This window comes from Robertmurraya korlensis NBRC 107688, from assembly GCF_001591645.1.
In the GTDB taxonomy this organism is placed as follows: Bacteria; Bacillota; Bacilli; order Bacillales; family Cytobacillaceae; genus Robertmurraya_A.
Genome location: NZ_BCVH01000004.1, coordinates 153568 through 170499 on the forward strand (window position 1 = coordinate 153568; position 16932 = coordinate 170499).

14 protein-coding genes are annotated in these 16932 nt (G+C 38.0%); 9 read left to right on the plus strand and 5 right to left on the minus strand.

Annotated elements, in window-relative coordinates; genetic code table 11:
• Positions 1 to 8: 8 nt before the first annotated feature.
• Positions 9 to 143: a hypothetical protein gene (locus BKO01S_RS24980; RefSeq protein WP_269748507.1), complete on the plus strand. Its 135-nt coding sequence runs from the start codon at positions 9 to 11 to the stop codon at positions 141 to 143.
• Between the two features lie 42 nt (positions 144 to 185).
• Here the strand turns inward: BKO01S_RS24980 and BKO01S_RS24985 are convergent, their stop codons facing one another.
• The gene (locus BKO01S_RS24985; protein WP_269748508.1) at positions 186 to 320 is read right to left on the minus strand and encodes a hypothetical protein; all 135 of its coding nucleotides are present in this window, start codon (positions 318 to 320) and stop codon (positions 186 to 188) included.
• A gap of 114 nt (positions 321 to 434) precedes the next feature.
• Here BKO01S_RS24985 and BKO01S_RS24990 point away from each other — a divergent pair, with 114 nt between their 5' ends.
• Together BKO01S_RS24990 and BKO01S_RS08535 are read left to right on the plus strand one after the other, a co-directional pair.
• Positions 435 to 563, plus strand: a complete 129-nt coding sequence (locus BKO01S_RS24990; RefSeq protein WP_269748509.1) for a hypothetical protein — start codon at positions 435 to 437, stop codon at positions 561 to 563.
• A gap of 235 nt (positions 564 to 798) precedes the next feature.
• Complete coding sequence (locus tag BKO01S_RS08535; protein ID WP_066051761.1) at positions 799 to 1323, plus strand: CBO0543 family protein; 525 nt, start codon at positions 799 to 801, stop codon at positions 1321 to 1323.
• 57 nt (positions 1324 to 1380) lie between these two features.
• On the opposite strand, the gene BKO01S_RS08540 is transcribed toward BKO01S_RS08535, so the two are convergent.
• Positions 1381 to 2016 (minus strand): DUF2238 domain-containing protein, encoded by a 636-nt coding sequence (locus tag BKO01S_RS08540; RefSeq protein ID WP_066051764.1) that lies wholly within the window; start codon positions 2014 to 2016, stop codon positions 1381 to 1383.
• A 278-nt stretch (positions 2017 to 2294) separates the two neighbouring features.
• Between BKO01S_RS08540 and BKO01S_RS24995 the strand changes: the two genes are divergently transcribed.
• The 4 genes from BKO01S_RS24995 to BKO01S_RS08560 all read left to right on the plus strand — a co-directional run bounded on the left by BKO01S_RS24995 (position 2295) and on the right by BKO01S_RS08560 (position 11618).
• Complete coding sequence (locus tag BKO01S_RS24995) at positions 2295 to 7367, plus strand: rhamnogalacturonan lyase family protein (RefSeq protein WP_066051767.1); 5073 nt, start codon at positions 2295 to 2297, stop codon at positions 7365 to 7367.
• A 135-nt stretch (positions 7368 to 7502) separates the two neighbouring features.
• On the plus strand, positions 7503 to 9740 hold the full coding sequence (locus BKO01S_RS08550; protein WP_066051770.1) for an EAL domain-containing protein: 2238 nt from the start codon (positions 7503 to 7505) through the stop codon (positions 9738 to 9740).
• 128 nt (positions 9741 to 9868) lie between these two features.
• Complete coding sequence (locus tag BKO01S_RS08555; protein WP_066051772.1) at positions 9869 to 11014, plus strand: PstS family phosphate ABC transporter substrate-binding protein; 1146 nt, start codon at positions 9869 to 9871, stop codon at positions 11012 to 11014.
• A 277-nt stretch (positions 11015 to 11291) separates the two neighbouring features.
• Positions 11292 to 11618: a YnfA family protein gene (locus BKO01S_RS08560; RefSeq protein WP_066052070.1), complete on the plus strand. Its 327-nt coding sequence runs from the start codon at positions 11292 to 11294 to the stop codon at positions 11616 to 11618.
• A 39-nt stretch (positions 11619 to 11657) separates the two neighbouring features.
• Here the strand turns inward: BKO01S_RS08560 and BKO01S_RS08565 are convergent, their stop codons facing one another.
• Both BKO01S_RS08565 and BKO01S_RS08570 read right to left on the minus strand, forming a co-directional pair.
• The gene (locus tag BKO01S_RS08565; RefSeq protein WP_066051775.1) at positions 11658 to 12092 is read right to left on the minus strand and encodes a GNAT family N-acetyltransferase; all 435 of its coding nucleotides are present in this window, start codon (positions 12090 to 12092) and stop codon (positions 11658 to 11660) included.
• Positions 12093 to 12122: 30 nt separating this feature from the next.
• On the minus strand, positions 12123 to 13337 hold the full coding sequence (locus BKO01S_RS08570) for an MFS transporter (protein ID WP_066051777.1): 1215 nt from the start codon (positions 13335 to 13337) through the stop codon (positions 12123 to 12125).
• A 110-nt stretch (positions 13338 to 13447) separates the two neighbouring features.
• On the opposite strand from BKO01S_RS08570, the gene BKO01S_RS08575 reads away from it, so the two are divergent.
• Positions 13448 to 15418, plus strand: a complete 1971-nt coding sequence (locus BKO01S_RS08575) for a methyl-accepting chemotaxis protein (protein WP_066051780.1) — start codon at positions 13448 to 13450, stop codon at positions 15416 to 15418.
• A gap of 372 nt (positions 15419 to 15790) precedes the next feature.
• Complete coding sequence (locus BKO01S_RS23870; RefSeq protein ID WP_198158787.1) at positions 15791 to 15934, plus strand: hypothetical protein; 144 nt, start codon at positions 15791 to 15793, stop codon at positions 15932 to 15934.
• Between the two features lie 67 nt (positions 15935 to 16001).
• On the opposite strand, the gene BKO01S_RS08580 is transcribed toward BKO01S_RS23870, so the two are convergent.
• The gene (locus BKO01S_RS08580) at positions 16002 to 16511 is read right to left on the minus strand and encodes a DoxX family membrane protein (protein ID WP_066051783.1); all 510 of its coding nucleotides are present in this window, start codon (positions 16509 to 16511) and stop codon (positions 16002 to 16004) included.
• Positions 16512 to 16932 lie beyond the last annotated feature (421 nt).

Sequence of the window (16932 nt, forward strand, 5' to 3'; positions counted from 1 at the left end):
AACATGATATGGATCAGTACAAGATGCCAAAAGCATTAAAACAAAAACGTACCGCAAGCTATCGGGTGGGATACACTGCAACAACTGGAAACCAAACAAGTGGTGAACCCGAGCTTGGGAAAAGATCCGATTGGAAGAATTAAATATAATAGGGCAGGAATAGTGTTCCTGCCTTATGCCTTATCTTATTTCTTTTGTTTTTTCTGCTGGCTTTTTATTTTATTCATTTCTAATTCTGCAGCATACTCTTCCTGTGACATTCCACGTTTTGCACTTTCAGACTCGATTTTTCTTGTCTTGTTATCATTGCGATTTGACATAGTACACCCCCCTTGAACAAAGATATTTTGTACAAAGTTTCTATGGAGAATACATAGTGATGAAAATAAGTAAACTAAAGGCGTACTTATATCAAAGATAAGGAAGGTGACATTATGGCAAAAAATAAAAATAATGAATTTAAAAATGATAAAAATGCTTTACCTAAAGCGGATGTAGAATTTTCTTCTGAAAATGGGTTAGAAAGAAAAGCATTGAAGGCACTGAAGAATGTAAAGAAGTAGAAATGGAAAAGTGAATCAAAAGCATTGGGCATAAAGTCCAATGCTTTTCTTATATGAACATATCTATGTATAGATGGAATAATTTGAGGAAACATACAAATAAATGTATAAAAGTTGGGATGACTAAAAGGAGATATGTCTTATTCTATCATAAAATACGTAGAACTATGATTTCATAAAAGATAGGTGGATATCAAGTTGGTGAAAAAATATGAGGGATTTTGGAGTGTAGCTGATGCACTTTATATTTAACGGGTTCTTTCTGCTGGCAGCAATTAAATGGGGGGATTGGAGAAGGTGGAAAGAGTACTATTCTACTATCTTATTCTTCATTATCGGCGACCTTTTAAAAAACTTTTTATTATATAACCATTGGATGTGGACGTATCAAGAAACGATATTCGCTGAGGGCATTCTTCAAAATCATACGATTATCTCTCTTATGATTATGTTCATTGTATATCCTTCTACTATATTAATTTACTTGGGGCGTTTTCCTCATGTAAGATGGAAGCAAATGTTGTGGATCGGCTTATGGGTTTCTCTTTATTTAGGAGTAGAATACATTAATCTGAATTATTTACATCTAATTAGACATCATAATGGTTGGAACATACAGTGGTCACTGATATTTAACATTATTATGTTTATTATGTTAAGGCTTCACATAAAGAAGCCTATCCTAGCATGGGCACTTTCGTTTGTGTGGATTTTATTACTATTAAAGATGTTTCATGTACCGATTGATAAAATGAAATAAGATAGCAAAAAAGCCAATCTTTTGGGAAGATTGGCTTTTCTCAGGTAACTAGGTTTCTTATTTCACAAGGTGCTTAGACCTCTGCTTTAAGTATTTATTATGGATCCTGCTAAGAAGTACCAAAGCAATGATTGAGCCTGCCAAGGTAAGGGACATATCCCACTGGGAATCCCAAATGTCCCCCTGAGTACCTAAAAAATCTTTCGATGCTTTTCCTCCATGTGTGACCACTGAAACGAGCCATTCAATGATTTCATACAAGGCCGCAATGGCTAGGGCTACACTTAACGATAGGAAAATCAGCCAATTTCCTTTTGTTAGTGATGATGTCCGTAGCAAGATTTCCCTAATAACGATGATTAAAAGTCCTTTAAGGAAATGACCAAACCGATCATAGTGGTTCCTTTCGAAGTGGAAATCATCTTTTATCCAATTAAAAAGAGGGACTTCAGAGTAGGTATAATGGCCTCCTATAAAGGTGAAAATGGATAGAATAGCAATGATGATATAGGATAGGGTTGTGAGTTGAAATTTTTTATAGACAGCTATTACAACTAGGAGTCCAATTACCGCAGGGAGTACCTCTAGTGTCCATATTCGATAGCCAACAGGCTTAATGGCCGACCAAATAAAAACAGCACCTACTATTAAGAGAAGTATCAAATGAATCTTTGTTTCATTCTTTTTACCCACAAATTCCACCACCACATAATATTTGTTAATAGTATTTACAAACAATAGAGGGTAAATGCAGGCGGAAAGCTTGTATTTATCAACCAGGTGCACAGAAGATTTTATCTATTAACTATGGAAATCTGTTTTTTAAACAAAGAGACCTGTTTTTTGACTACAATAACTTTCTGAAAATAAATACAATTCAACATGTAAGCGATTCCAAATAAAAAATGGAGGTGAAATACAAACATCGTTAGATTGACACAATCAATAAGAAAAATAAAGGAGGAACCTTATTGATTACAAAGCGTAAGGGTAAAGGAATTATCTCTTTTGTATTAAGTGTGTTAATGGTGGTAAGTAGTTTTCCTTTTAATCCCGAGGAAGCCAGCGCAGCTGAAGAGAATTCAACGATTGTTAAGAAATTTGATTTTGGAACAAAAGATAGTCCAATAATGAGCGGTTATACTCAGGTTACGCCTGAAACAGCCTATACATCGGAAGTAACATACGGTTTTGCAGATTCATCTAAGGTTACTGGAACTGATCGGAACACATCAGATGAGCTGAAGTCTGATTTTATTTCAGCGGTTGGAACTTCCTTTCAAGTTGATCTTGAGCCAGGAGATTATAGTATAACGGTGATCGCTGGTGATGCAGATGAAGCAGCAAGTGTAGGAGTGAAGGCTGAAAATATTCAAAAGGTACAAGATACAAACATTGCAAAAGGTGAGTATATTGAGCGTACTTTTAATCTTGCCTTAGTAGATGAACAAGTAAACTTTGAGTTTACTGGAGATACGCCAAAGATCAATGCGATGGTTATTTCCAAGCTACCACAACGAACAGCAGCAGACGTACCAAACGTTTATATTGCAGGTGATTCAACGGTTCAAACGTATGATGAATACTGGAAGCCTGAAGCGGGGTGGGGTCAGATGATTTCTCGTTATTTTAACGATGATGTGACCTTTAGTAACCATGCGATTGGTGGAAGAAGTACGAAATCTTTTATTAACGAAGGAAGATTGGACAATATCCTTCAAGAGATAAAACCAGAGGATTACTTCCTTGTTCAATTTGGACACAACGATGCTACAATCAGTAGGCCTGAACGATATGCATCGGTTCCTGATTATAAAAACTATTTAAAGACGTATGTAAATGGTGCTCGTCAACGAGGAGCTACACCTATTCTTGTTACACCGGTTGGGCGTCGTGACTTTAACGCAGAAACTGGAAAATTCAATGTTAGTTTCCCAGAATATGTGCAAGGGATGAAGGAAGTAGCAGAAGAATTAGACGTTGACTTAGTTGATTTGAGTACATTTAGTGTGGCTTACTATGATTCTATCGGACCTGAGGGGACTTTATCAGTATTCCTACATACGGAACCAGGGATCTATCAAGCATTTCCTAATGGCTCACAGGATAATACGCATTTCCAGGAGTATGGTGCGATTCAGCTAGCGCGACTTGTCTCTGGTGGGATCAAAGATTTAAATAACTCATTGTCAGCGTATGTTCAAGATATTGAGCCACCAGCTCAAGTTCCTAACAAACCAACTGGGGTTATTGCAAGTAGTATTAGTAATGCAGGCGCAAAATTAACTTGGAATGAAGTAGATAGCGCAGATATTTACAAGATTTATAGAAAACTAGCTGGCGATGGAGAATACTCTCTAGTTGGTACGTCCACTCTTCCAAGATTAAATATTTCTGGAATGGAAGAAGGAAAAACATATCAAGTGGTTGTAACAGCTGTTAATGGAAAAGGTGAATCGGAACAATCTGAAAGCGTTAGCATTACAACAAAAGCAGCTACGATGAAATATGATTTTGGTCTAGCTGGAAGTGTTATAGCTGAAGGATATACGGGTGTTAATCTTTCTACTCTATATACACCAGAACGAGGGTATGGAATAGTTAATTCAACAGGCATGATCGGGCGAGATCGTTCATCTGGTGGAGATGTCATTCGAGATTGGCTTGGCTATTTTAGTGTAGGCTGGAAATTCAATGTTGACGTACCGAATGGGCTCTATTCGGTGAAAGTCTATGTAGGTGATATGCTAGGTAGCGCAAGAACAACGTTAGAGATTGAAGGTCAAGATTTTGGGCAAATCTCAGCACCTAGCAGAAACTTCACGAGTAAAATAGTTCCTGAGGTTTCAGTAAAAGATGGACAGATGAATTTTGCTTTTGGAGGATCAACGGGTATTGTTAACGGACTTGAAATCACTCCGATATTAGCTGCACCATCAGGAGTGGCCGTAAAAGAACTTTCTTTAAATGCCGACTCTCCTTCTGTTTCCCTCACATGGAATACAGTGGAAGAAGCAAAAGAATACAATATCTATCGTCAAACAGAGGGAGCTTTTGATTATGTAAAGGTTGGGACATCGACTTCGAATGCTTTTACCGATCAAACGGTGGATGTAGGTATGGAATATCGATACACAGTGACAACTGTTGATCACGCCAACGTAGAAACTGTTCCTTCTATTCCGTTAAAGGTTGCTATGATTGATCCGAATCAACCTATTCCTGGCACTCCGATGAATTTGAAGGTTGGCGAGGTAAATAAAAATGATGTAACTATTTCTTGGGATCAAGTAGATGGTGCTGTTTCTTATAATGTATATCGTTCGAAGAAACAAAGTGGATCGTACGAATTTATTGGGAAAACAAAACAGACTTCTTTTAAGGATGAAACGGTCCTAACCACCATTCCATATTTCTACAAAGTAGCTGCTGTCAATGCAGGAGGAGTTTCTGAGCTTTCTGAAAACATAGAAACACCAGCTGTTACAAAGTTGAAGAGACAGATGGAGGATTTAGATCGTGCACCAGCAGCTGTAAAAACAGAAGAGGGAGTACTAGTTAGCTGGAGAATGCTTGGCACCGATCCAGAAAGCATTGGTTTTACCGTCTACCGAGATGGTAAAAAAATTACTTCAAAACCAATCACAACAAGTACGAATCTTCTTGATAAGGAAGGAACAGTAGATTCTATCTACGAGATTCATTCTGTGTTGGATGGAAAACAAAAGAAGGTTGCACGAAATATCAAAGTACTTAGTAACAACCATTTTGATATTCCATTAAAAAAACCAGCAGATGGTGTCACACCGCTTGGAGATCCGTATTCTTATCGAGCAAATGATGCGAGTGTTGGTGATTTAGATGGTGATGGAGAGTATGAATTGGTTGTAAAATGGGATCCAACCAATTCCAAGGATAACTCTCAATCTGGTTATACAGGAAATGTATACATCGATGCCTATGAAATGGATGGAACGCTTTTATGGCGTATCGATTTAGGAAAAAATATCCGTGCAGGTGCTCATTATACGCAGTTTTTAGTATATGACTTTGACGGTGATAGCAAAGCGGAAATTGCGTTTAAAACAGCTGACGGAACAATTGATGGCATAGGGAATGTCATCGGAAGAGCGGACGCTGATCATCGTAACAGCACAGGGTATGTGCTTCAAGGATCAGAGTATTTAACTGTGTTTGAAGGGCAAACAGGAAAAGCGCTTGTTACAACCGAGTACGAACCACCACGTGGAGATGTAGCTTCGTGGGGAGATAGTTACGGGAACCGTGTGGACCGCTTCCTTGCTGCGGTTGCCTATCTTGATGGAGAAACACCAAGCATTATTATGGCACGTGGATATTATACAAGAACAGTACTAGCAGCCTATACGTTTAAAGATGGGAAATTAACAAAGCAATGGACGTTTGATACAAACCAAGAAGAATATCGTAGCTATGTCGGTCAAGGCTACCATAGCTTGAGCGTAAATGACGTAGATCGAGATGGAAAGGATGAAATCGTTTACGGACAGATAGTCATTGATGATGATGGAAAAGGTCTGTACAACACAGGATTGGGTCATGGAGATGCTCTTCATGTGAGTGATTTGATTCCTGATCGACCTGGTTTAGAAGCCTTTGCTGTTCAAGAAAATAAGAGCGGACCTTATGGGTATGATATGCGAGATGCCGAAACAGGAGAAATTCTTTGGGGCGTAAAAACAGGTCAGGATACAGGTAGAGGCTTAGCGGCGGATATCGATCCTAATCATAGCGGAGCAGAAGCATGGGCTATTTCAGGTGCGTGGAACAGTCGAGAGGGTGGACTTCATGCAGCTACAGGTGAAAAAATTGCTGATAGTATTCCATCGTCGAACTTTGCTATCTGGTGGGATGGAGATCTACTCCGTGAATTGTCGGACCACAATTGGAACGATGAAACAAAAACAGGTGTAGGTACAATTGATAAATGGGACTATAAAGAAAACAAATTAGTCAATCTGTTAACAGCCGAAGGTTCTCAGTCCAATAATGGTACAAAAGGGTCTCCGACTCTTCAAGCAGATTTGTTAGGTGACTGGCGTGAAGAAATTATTTGGCGTACAGATGATAGCAGTGCCTTACGTGTGTACATGACTACTGAAAAAACGGATCATCGTATTTTCACACTCATGCACGATCCACAATATCGATTATCGATTGCGTGGCAAAATGTGGGTTACAACCAGCCTCCACATACAAGCTTCTTCCTTGGTGAAGGGATGAAAACTCCACCAGCACCGAGTATTAGTATTGTGGAGGTAGCTGATAAACTAGCACCTGAAACGAGTACTGAAGTGGAAGGAACAAAAACAAATGAGTGGTATAACAAACCAGTTACCGTTCATTTCACAGCAGATGATAACAAATCAGGTGTGGAAGCGACATACTATTCATTAAATGACGGAGAAGCACAAGCAGGAAACAGTGTAACCATTGATACAGATGCAAAGCATGTTCTTAGCTATTGGAGTAAGGACAAAGCTGGAAATGTGGAAGATAAAAAGTCCATTGAGATCAACCTCGATCAGACAGGTCCAGAAATTACATTCTCTGTTGAAGATGGAGCAGAATTTGGAGTAGACCAAATGGTAGACATCACTTCTAAAGCAGAAGACGCACTATCAGGAGTCGATACTTCTACGGATGTTAACATCTCAAAACCTGCCTATGAACTTGGACTAGGTTCTCATTCGTACACTGCAGAAGCTGCGGACATGGCTGGAAATCGTTCGAGTCAATCCATCAACATTGTGGTGGTTGTTGATTATGATCGATTAACTAGCTTGACCGGTCAGTTCCTAACAGAGAATGGAAGCACGGAAGACCTTAACTCCTTTGAATCAAAACTAATGGCAGCTAAACAATCAGAAGCAAGGGGAAATACGTCTGCTCACAACGGTCAACTCCGAGCGTTTATAAACCAAGTAAAAGCTCAGAGTAAAAAAGCATTTACAGAAGAGCAAGCAAATGTATTAGTCGAACTTGCTGAGTCGTTAGTGAGATAGATTGTTACCATTCCACCAAAGTAAAAAACTGGAGCGGACCCGTCATACGGTCGCTCCAGTTTTTTGTATGATTAAAGTCGCTTTACAAATAATAGAATTACTATGTTTCGTTTTCTTGAAGGGAAATGGTGTTTAATGTGGAAAGACTGGGGAATAGCACAAAAAGCAGCGTGTTATTTTGTTGTAGTTTATGTCACAATTAGTTCCTTATGGGTTTTAGGATCTGATTATATTTTTTCCAAAAATGTAAACTACCTACCTGTTTGGATGAGCACAGGGAAGGGATTGCTTTTCATCATTATAAGCAGCTTTCTTTTTTATAATTTGTTACAAAAAATGATCAGAGATATTGTGAAAGCTGAGCGGTATTATAGGCTAATTGTTGAAAATGTATCTGATTTAATTTTAGTGATTGATCGATCTGGAAAAATTGAATATATTTCTCCCTCCCTCCAGGTAATTATTGGATATCTACCGGAGGACTATATTGGAAAATACCTAGATGAAATTTTAAGTGAAGAAGAAATTACAAAATTACAAGGCAGTAATATCCAAAATGCACATCTAGTACCAATTACGTTTAGTATTAAAAACAACAATGGACGAAATGTTCTATTAGAAGGGAAAGCGGTGTTTCTACCGGGTAGACAAGATACGGACCGTTTCATTGTTCTTGTTCAAGATATTACTGAACGAAACAAGGCAGAAAATAAGTTATTGGAGAGTGAAGAAAGGTATCGAAAACTAGTTGAGTATTCTCCCGAAACAACTCTAATTCATATAAACAGGAAGGTAGTCTATGCAAATCGAGCTGGCTTGGAGTTGGTAGGTGCTCAACACATGGAACAAGTGATTGGTCGAGATGTTCTTGATTTTATATACCATACGGATTTAAATCAAGCTGTTAATCGAATGATAAAAGTTCAAGAAGGTGTTTCAGAAATAAATGAGTATCGAATTCTTCGATTGGATGGAAGTATTATTTATGTTGAAATCTTGGCATTTCAAACGACATATGAAGGAGAAGAGGCTGTCCAAGTTATCATCCGAGACATTTCGAAACGAAAAAAGGCAGAGGAACAAGTTCAATTTTTAGCATACTATGATTCACTAACTGGTATTGCGAATCGGAATCTTCTTTATGAACACTTACGTGAAGCGGTAGTTAGAAATGAAAGTAAGGGGCTAACATTTGCTGTATTGTTTTTAGATTTAGATCGTTTTAAGGTGATAAATGATACATATGGGCATAGTTTTGGTGATCTATTACTGCAGCAAGTGTCTAAAAGACTAATGAACACGCTCGGTGAAGAGGGCGAGATTTTCCGTTATGGAGGAGACGAGTTTATTATTGTACTTAACACCAATGAAGCAGATAAAGTTTCTCAAACTGCAGAAAAGATCATTTGTACCTTGGCATCTCCCTTTGTCATCAAAGATCGACAAATGTTCATTTCCACAAGTATAGGAATCAGTGTTTTTCCAAAGGACGGTGAAAATGTAGAGGCGCTAATCCAAAATTCAGATATCGCTATGTACAATGCAAAGGAAAATGGGAAAAATACGTATCAATATTACAACTCGTCATTAAATCTCACTCATCAACGCCGGATGGAATTAGAAAATGGGCTTCGGAATGCTATACAAAATCATGAATTGAGCCTTCACTATCAACCTCAGGTTAACCTGGATTCTAATCAAGTGATTGGTTTAGAAGCACTGATTCGATGGAACCACCCTGAATATGGTTTGATCTCTCCAACAGAATTTATCCCACTTGCTGAGGAGACAGGGCTTATTTTCTCTATAGGAAAGTGGGTACTTAAAACTGCGTGTAGTCAGTGTAAGCAATGGATTGAAATGGGTTTACCAATTGAGAATGTAGCGGTAAATGTGTCTCCTTTGCAATTTCGAGAGAAAAGCTTTGTTACTTCCGTACATAAGATAATAGAAGAGACAGGCATACCACCGAGATATCTCGAATTAGAGATTACAGAAAGTGTAACTAGTAATGTTGATCTGGCCTTGACGATTATGAGAGAAATTAAGGCACTTGGGGTACATCTTGCAATTGATGACTTTGGTACGGGATATTCTTCCTTAAATTATTTAAGACATTTTCCGATTGATAAATTAAAAATTGATAAGTCATTCATTGATGAAATTAATCAGCATAAAGATGGTGAAGTCATCGTACAAACGATAATTGAACTTGGTAATCGATTACGTTTCCAGGTCATTGCCGAAGGAGTAGAAAATAAAGAACAAGTCACTTTTTTAAGAGAAAATAAATGTTATTTAGCACAAGGTTATTACTACAGTAGACCGCTTCCTGCAGAGAAGATAAAAGATCTATTAATGATGGTTGAGTAGAAGATCCTCAAGGAACTTATAGCTGAAGGATCTTTTTCTAATAAATTTTTCCAATTACTCTTCCCTTCAATTAGGAATATAGTTATAATTAGTGTAAAAATACACTATATTTCCAACAGGAGGGAATTATGAGGTTATTCGGTGCAATGGTAGTTGTTATCGTCTGTGGATTTATTGGATTCTATGGAACCGTTATACTAACACTTTCAAGATCGGCAGAGTTTTATCTTATATATACACCTATCGTGATACTTGGGTTCATTATTATCTCGATACTCGGTATTTATGATCAATTAAAGAAAAAGGGTATGAAAAGAATTGCTATTGGTTTCCTCACTCTTGCATTTTGTACTGTGGCTGGGTTTGAAGGCTATCAATATTATGTGAAAAGTCTGGAAGTGGTAAGTACGCAAGATGTTGACTTATCACAATACCGTCCATTCGTCCGGAATTCGAAGGTTGTAACATTAAATGAGGCTTCTACTTTTAAAATTAAGGAGGATCTTCCAACACTTGATGGTGCAACCGCTCTCTATCCCGTTTATGCAGGGTTTGTTCAAGCCGTCTACCCGAAAAAAGTATATTCATTAGATGAAAGTGAGGTTGTTTCAACTCAAACAGGTTATGCATTCGAACGCTTGGTGAAAGGTGAAGTTGATATGGTTTTTATGGCAAAGCCGTCTGAAGAACAAATGGACTTCGCTAGACTCCAAGGAGTTGAATTGGCGTTAACACCCATTGGGAGAGAAGCGTTTGTATTTTTCGTTCACAAGGACAATCCAGTTGAAGAGTTATCCGTTAGGGAGATTCAAGGTATTTATTCAGGAAAAATCGCTAACTGGAAGGAAGTAGGGGGCAAGGACAAAGAAATTCGAGCATTTCAACGACCAGAGGGAAGTGGGAGTCAATCTGCTTTAGTTAATTTTATGGGTGACACATCTCTTATGAATCCACCGGCAAAGGATATCGTGTCTGGTATGGGAGGCATTATTCGAGAAATAAGTAATTACCAAAACCGTCCGAATGCTATCGGTTTCTCGTTCAGACATTTTTCTGAGGAAATGGTTCAGAATGGAGAAATTAAGAATGTTGCCATAAATGGAGTGTTACCTACAAAAGAAAATATTCAGAACGAAACGTACCCAATTGTCGCTAATTTCTATGCTATTACGGCTTCAAGCAAAAACCCCCATCTTGAAGAATTTATTCAATGGATGCAATCCAAGCAGGGGCAGGAGATTGTCGAGCGATCGGGGTACGTACCGGTAGAATAGTTTTAACTAGTGTCTGGACGAGAAATGATATTTATAGCTTAATAGTCTCCCGAATTAGAGTTAAGGTGTCATAAAAGCGGTTCATGACAACGAACCTACCTACATAAAAGATACAAGAGTCATAAAGCGGTCGTTATGACGCGATGACCCAAGAAATTAGGGGGAGATGTATTATAAAAGACTGGAGCTAGCGTGGAAAAATCCTCGTACCTGTGTTAATGCTATTTTGAAAAGATATATAATAAAGGTCATAACACGAAATTAGGAAGTGGTTCCAATCATCAGTGCAATTATATTATTTATTTGTGCAGGAGTAGCAGAAATTGGTGGAGGCTACTTAATTTGGCTTTGGATTCGCGAGGGAAAACCTACCTATTGGGGAATAGCTGGTGGAATCCTCTTAGCTCTTTATGGTGTCATTGCTGCCTTTCAATCATTCCCGTCCTTTGGTAGAATTTACGCCGCCTATGGTGGAGTATTTATTATTCTTTCCGTTCTATGGGGATGGGGAGTGGATAAAAAAACACCAGATTTGTACGATTGGGTAGGGGCTGCCATTTGCTTATTAGGTGCCTCCATTATCTTATTTGCCCCACGTCAATAAAAAGAAGCGTATTTTGCTTGAAATACGCTTTTTAGACTACTATTCTAAGCTTTTTATCATTAAAACATGAGGAATATCAGCTTCTATAAAGATGTCGGAGGACGTGTGATAACCCAGTTTATGATAAAATCCCTCTGCTTGTGTTTGTCCGTGCAATTTTGCATGTTTCATTCCTTTTTTTCGTGCGATTTCTTCCAGTGTTTGAATAATGACTTTTCCTATACCATACTTTCGATAGGGTTCTAATATACAAATTCTTTCTAACTTACCGAAGTGATTAATATATCGGACGCGTCCCGTACCGACAGCTTCTTCTTGGTAATATACTAATATATGTTCACATTCACCCTCGAGGGTATCAAACTGATCAAACTCTTCCTCCAATGGAACCCCTTGTTCATCCACAAAAACCTTTTCTCTAATCAAAAAAGCTTTATGTAAATCCTCTTGTATCGTAATTCTCTTTGTATGCATCTTCTCATTCCTTTACATTACTTTTGTAGGTTACTTATAATACTTGCTCGGCATAACGGTAACATGTGTTGATGAGGTCAATCTTATGAAAAAAGAAAGGAAAAATCCAATCAATAATAAACAGCCTAATACACTAAAGGACAAAATGTATACTCCTGTATTTATTAAAGCTAATGCTAATAAGGGTCCTGTACTTGCACCAACGAATAATATGAAGGCGTTGAATGACACGGCACTACCTCTGGCATGGCCGGCTAATTGGCTAACAATGGAGATGACAATCGGATTGGCTGTTGCTATTCCTAATACAAATATAATACTAGCAAAAATAATATATGGAAGGGAAGGACTTACGCCTATTCCAAACAGCCCGGCAGCAGAAAGAGCCAGCCCTACCTTCAGTACGGTGGTTTTTCCAAGTTTTTGTGCTAATCTACCAGCAAATAATGATAATAACATGCCAATGATACCAGCTGCACGCACATATAAGATGTCTTTTTCAATCAGACCAAACTGAATAGATAGATAACTTCCTAGGATTGTATACATCCCAACTAAAGATAATAATAGAAAGAATGTAATACAAAAGGCCAGCAGAATCTGAGGTTGTTTTCCTAATAAGGACATTCTTTTAAAAGCTTCCATCATAGGTACATGTGGTCTAACCATAGTATCTTTCGGTAAATAGATGATAATCAGTATGAGAGTCACCAAATAAAGTATTCCTAACAAAAGGAAAATAGCCTGCCAGCCTAAATATTCATTTACAAGCCCACTATACACTTGCCCCACAACTCCAGCCATTAAAAGCCCCGAACTGACAAATCCAACAGCGGTTAACCTTTTCTCTGGTGGAAACATTTCTCCCGCATAGACCAAGGAGATTGGAGCAAATGCAGCAGATATCAGTCCTTGTAACCCTCTAAGTATTAGTAAACCGTAAAAATTATCTACAAAGCCTATGCCAAAAGTGATTACTGTTAACAAGCTAATGCTCGTAACTAAAAACAATTTCCGGCCATAACGATCCGAAAATGGACCATACAATAAACATCCCACTGCATAACAAATCGAGTAGGAACTTGCGAGCCAAGCTACCTGAGTGATGGATACGTGAAGGGTATTGGACAAGACGGAGGCTAAAGGAATTGTCACGTACATGCTAGATAACACCACTAACCCACACCAAAATAAGATCATCGTCATAAGGGGGTAGTTATTGGGTAGCTTAATTGATTGGGTCATTTAATGGACCTCCTGTTCACGATTTGGATAAATATTTACATTAACAATTTAATAGTTATACCGATATAAATAGTGTCATTATTAAAATTGTACATCATGGAGGGTTCACATTGCTAAAAAAACTCGTTTCACTAAAATTAAGGACGAAGCTTATTTTATTTTCATTAGGTATTTTGCTATTACCATCAACCATCATCGGTACCCTTGCTTATACAAGTGCTGAGAAGGAAATCGAAAAACAAATGATGGCTTCCTCTATAGAAAGTATTTTGTTATTAGATGCATTTATTACAAGTTCAGTCAATTTAAAAGTACATGATGCGGAATTTTTTGCTAAAGCGGTCACTTCTAATTTGATTAGCGGGGAAGAAAGCCCAGAATTACGAAAAAAATTAGAACAATATTCAAACTTACATCCCGAAACAATAAGTATTTATTTAGGGACACCAGATGGGTTGATGATTCAAAATCCAAAAAAAGAATTACCAGCCGATTATGATCCTAGAGAACGTCCATGGTATCAAGAAGCGATGGCTAATAAAGGACAGGTTATCATTACTGATCCGTATGAGTCATCTTCGGGTGGCATGGTTATTACGGTAGCTAGAACAACTGATGACGGTTCAGGAGTCATCGGAATTAACTTAATGATAGAGAACATTACTCAGTCAGCTAGTAATATCAAAATTGGAAATGAAGGCTATGTGGTTCTTCTAGGAAGAGAAAAGAATATGATTTACCATCCTACGGTAGATCCTGGTACTTTAATGGAGCAAGATTACTATCAAAAAATGTATGAAGGAAATAAGGGTGAGTTTGACTATCAGTTAGACTCAGCGGATAAGAAGATGAGCTTTACTACCAATGAACTTACCGGCTGGAAAATTGGTGGAACTATGTATACGAGCGAAATCAAAGATAGTGCCTCTCCCATTTTTAACAAAACATTAATTACAGTGATGATTTCTTTAGTACTAGGTGCAGTTGTAACGATTTTAATTATCCGCTCTATCGTGATACCACTTCGTCGTTTAGTTGGCAGTACATTAGCGATTAGCGAAGGAGACCTAACCCACGAGATCGAAGTAAAAGGCAAGGATGAGATTGCTGAATTGGCTCATTCCTTTAAAAATATGACAGATAATCTGAAACAAATCATCACTCAAGTGGATATGAACACGGAGCAAGTAGCGGCGGCTGCAGAAGAATTAACGGCATCTGCTGATGAAACAACGATTGCAACAAAACAAGTAGCATCGTCTATCCAAGAAGTGGCAAGTGGTGCAGAAAGTCAAACCGTTGGAATTGAAAAGACAGTAAGTACGATGAAAGAAATTACTCATGGTATGGATACAATGACAACGAACTTTATTCAAGTTAATACACTTACTCAACAAGCGGTAAGACATGCTGAAGAGGGTGGAGAGTCCGTTCAACATACGGTAGCACAAATGAACGAGATTCATAGACAAGTAGAAAGCTCAGATGTGATTATTAAATCACTTTACGATCGTTCTAAGCAAGTAAATGAAATAATTGGTGTAATTAGTGATATTGCTAATCAAACGAACTTGTTGGCATTGAATGCAGCAATTGAAGCAGCAAGAGCAGGGGAGCAAGGAAAGGGCTTTGCCGTGGTGGCTGATGAAGTTCGAAAACTCGCTGACCAATCTCAAAGCTCAGCTAGCCAAATAGCAGAACTCATTAGAGCGATTCAAGAAGATACGGAGAAATCTGTAGAGACCATGCAACTAGCTACAAAGAGTGTTCAAGATGGAATACTCGTATCAAACAAAACGATTGAGAAGTTTGACGAAATTCTAAATGGGGTAAGAGTAATGGCTCCTCAAATTGAAGAAGTATCACAAATTGCAGAACAAATCACTGCAGAAATTAAAAATGTAACGGATACCTCTTATGAATTATCTGAAATAGCAAAGGAAAATTCGTCCTCTTCAGAAAACGTGGCCGCATCAACAGAGGAACAACTTGCATCCCTTGAGGAAGTAAGCTTATCGGCTAGATCACTGTCGGAAATGGCGGAAAGTCTTCAGGAGTTAGTTAGAAGGTTTAAGATTTAATAGATTTGAAGTCCTAATAAATGTAGCAGACCAAATCAAATTTGATTTGGTCTTTTTAATTCCCTTATTATGGGTTTGAACATGCAAACAGATCAAATAATAGCATAACAATGCTTTATGGCATGCTAATTCACATGTTTAGTTTTAACTGTATCGAATAAGCCTCTCGTATTCGGACAGTCATAGATCAACGCACTCCCGGCCTGTCCGAATACATTCGAATTTAGATAATCTAAGGCAAGTCCTTTTGTTCGTAGGTTTACTCACTATGAATCTCTGTGCTTATTCATTTGCAAAATTGTTGTTATTGTATAGGGATGTCCTGGCTGCAGTGGACCAGGCCGACCCGTCAATCAATTAGATGCACTTTGTATGAAGCATGACGACTGTTTTCGTCGTTATGGATCAAACCGAGTATGTGACGAAATGGTTATGCAGCGAATGAGAACAATCATGAATCAACGTAACAAGATGGGAAGAGATGCTGCTGTCATGGGTGGGTTTATGAACCTGTAACGATGTTTTTTCAGCTAACGGGAGAAATAAGAAAATCCCTTACGAAGAGTAAGGGATTGCTATAATATTATGCTTCTTGATGAAGTGGATTTGTTTTTTTATTGAATGCTTTACGGATGATAGGTAGTACATAATAATCTAAACCAAATCGTCCTGCATTGTAACCTGCTACGATTAGAATGAAGCCCATTAATATATCGGTTGGGTTATGAGATACGGTTCCAGCAAGTATGAATGCAAAGTTCATTAATACTCCGAAAAATGCAGCTGCAGTAGTGAAGCAACCAAGAATTAAACCTAAACCAACTAAGAATTCTCCCCAAGGAACTAAGAAGTTAAATAAATCAATGTTTGGTAATGCAACGCTTTCTAAGAAAGATACATACCAACCATAAACAATACCATCTGGACCTGCTACCGGGTTAGCAATCGCACCTTTTAAGAATCCAGCAGCATCAAAACCACCACTTGTTATTTTCCCCCAGCCGGCAGTCATCCAAGCGAACCCGAGGTATACACGTAAAACAGTCAATAGACCGGCAACAATTTTGTTTTCTCTTAATAATTGATTACACATAAATGATTCCTTCTTTCGAATTAATGTTTTGTCTTTCTATATCCATAATATACACCGTGATTATGTAGAAAAATATAGGTTTGTGATGTTGTTCACAAAGTGTTAAAAGTTTATTGAAGAAGATGTGAACAAGGCGAAAAAAGTAATCATAAAAAGATTTTGTGGGAACCGTACCTTGACCTCTACAGGTTAGAATTTTGGCATCGAATAAGTAGTAATTGTGATCGAGATGGGGTGGCATAGGACTGGCAGTAACGAATGTAAAGTCATCGTGTACTAAATCTCTATTTAGAACCACTAGTTTCCACAAACTAGTAGAATAGGTGAACTAAATCTCCGTTTAGAACCTCTTATTTCCACAAACTAGTAGAATGGGTGAACTAAATCTCCGTTTAGAACCTCTAATTTCCACAAACTAGTA

Bases quoted from the DNA above. Each gene is read 5' to 3' on its own strand.
- BKO01S_RS08550 (WP_066051770.1), top strand. From the start codon at position 7,503: ATGTGGAAAGACTGGGGAATAGCACAAAAAGCAGCGTGTTATTTTGTT.
- BKO01S_RS08535 (WP_066051761.1), top strand. From the start codon at position 799: ATGCACTTTATATTTAACGGGTTCTTTCTGCTGGCAGCAATTAAATGG.
- BKO01S_RS08570 (WP_066051777.1), bottom strand. From the start codon at position 13,337: ATGACCCAATCAATTAAGCTACCCAATAACTACCCCCTTATGACGATG.
- BKO01S_RS08555 (WP_066051772.1), top strand. From the start codon at position 9,869: ATGAGGTTATTCGGTGCAATGGTAGTTGTTATCGTCTGTGGATTTATT.
- BKO01S_RS08565 (WP_066051775.1), bottom strand. From the start codon at position 12,092: ATGCATACAAAGAGAATTACGATACAAGAGGATTTACATAAAGCTTTT.
- BKO01S_RS24985 (WP_269748508.1), bottom strand. From the start codon at position 320: ATGTCAAATCGCAATGATAACAAGACAAGAAAAATCGAGTCTGAAAGT.
- BKO01S_RS23870 (WP_198158787.1), top strand. From the start codon at position 15,791: ATGAAGCATGACGACTGTTTTCGTCGTTATGGATCAAACCGAGTATGT.
- BKO01S_RS08580 (WP_066051783.1), bottom strand. From the start codon at position 16,511: ATGTGTAATCAATTATTAAGAGAAAACAAAATTGTTGCCGGTCTATTG.
- BKO01S_RS24980 (WP_269748507.1), top strand. From the start codon at position 9: ATGGATCAGTACAAGATGCCAAAAGCATTAAAACAAAAACGTACCGCA.
- BKO01S_RS24990 (WP_269748509.1), top strand. From the start codon at position 435: ATGGCAAAAAATAAAAATAATGAATTTAAAAATGATAAAAATGCTTTA.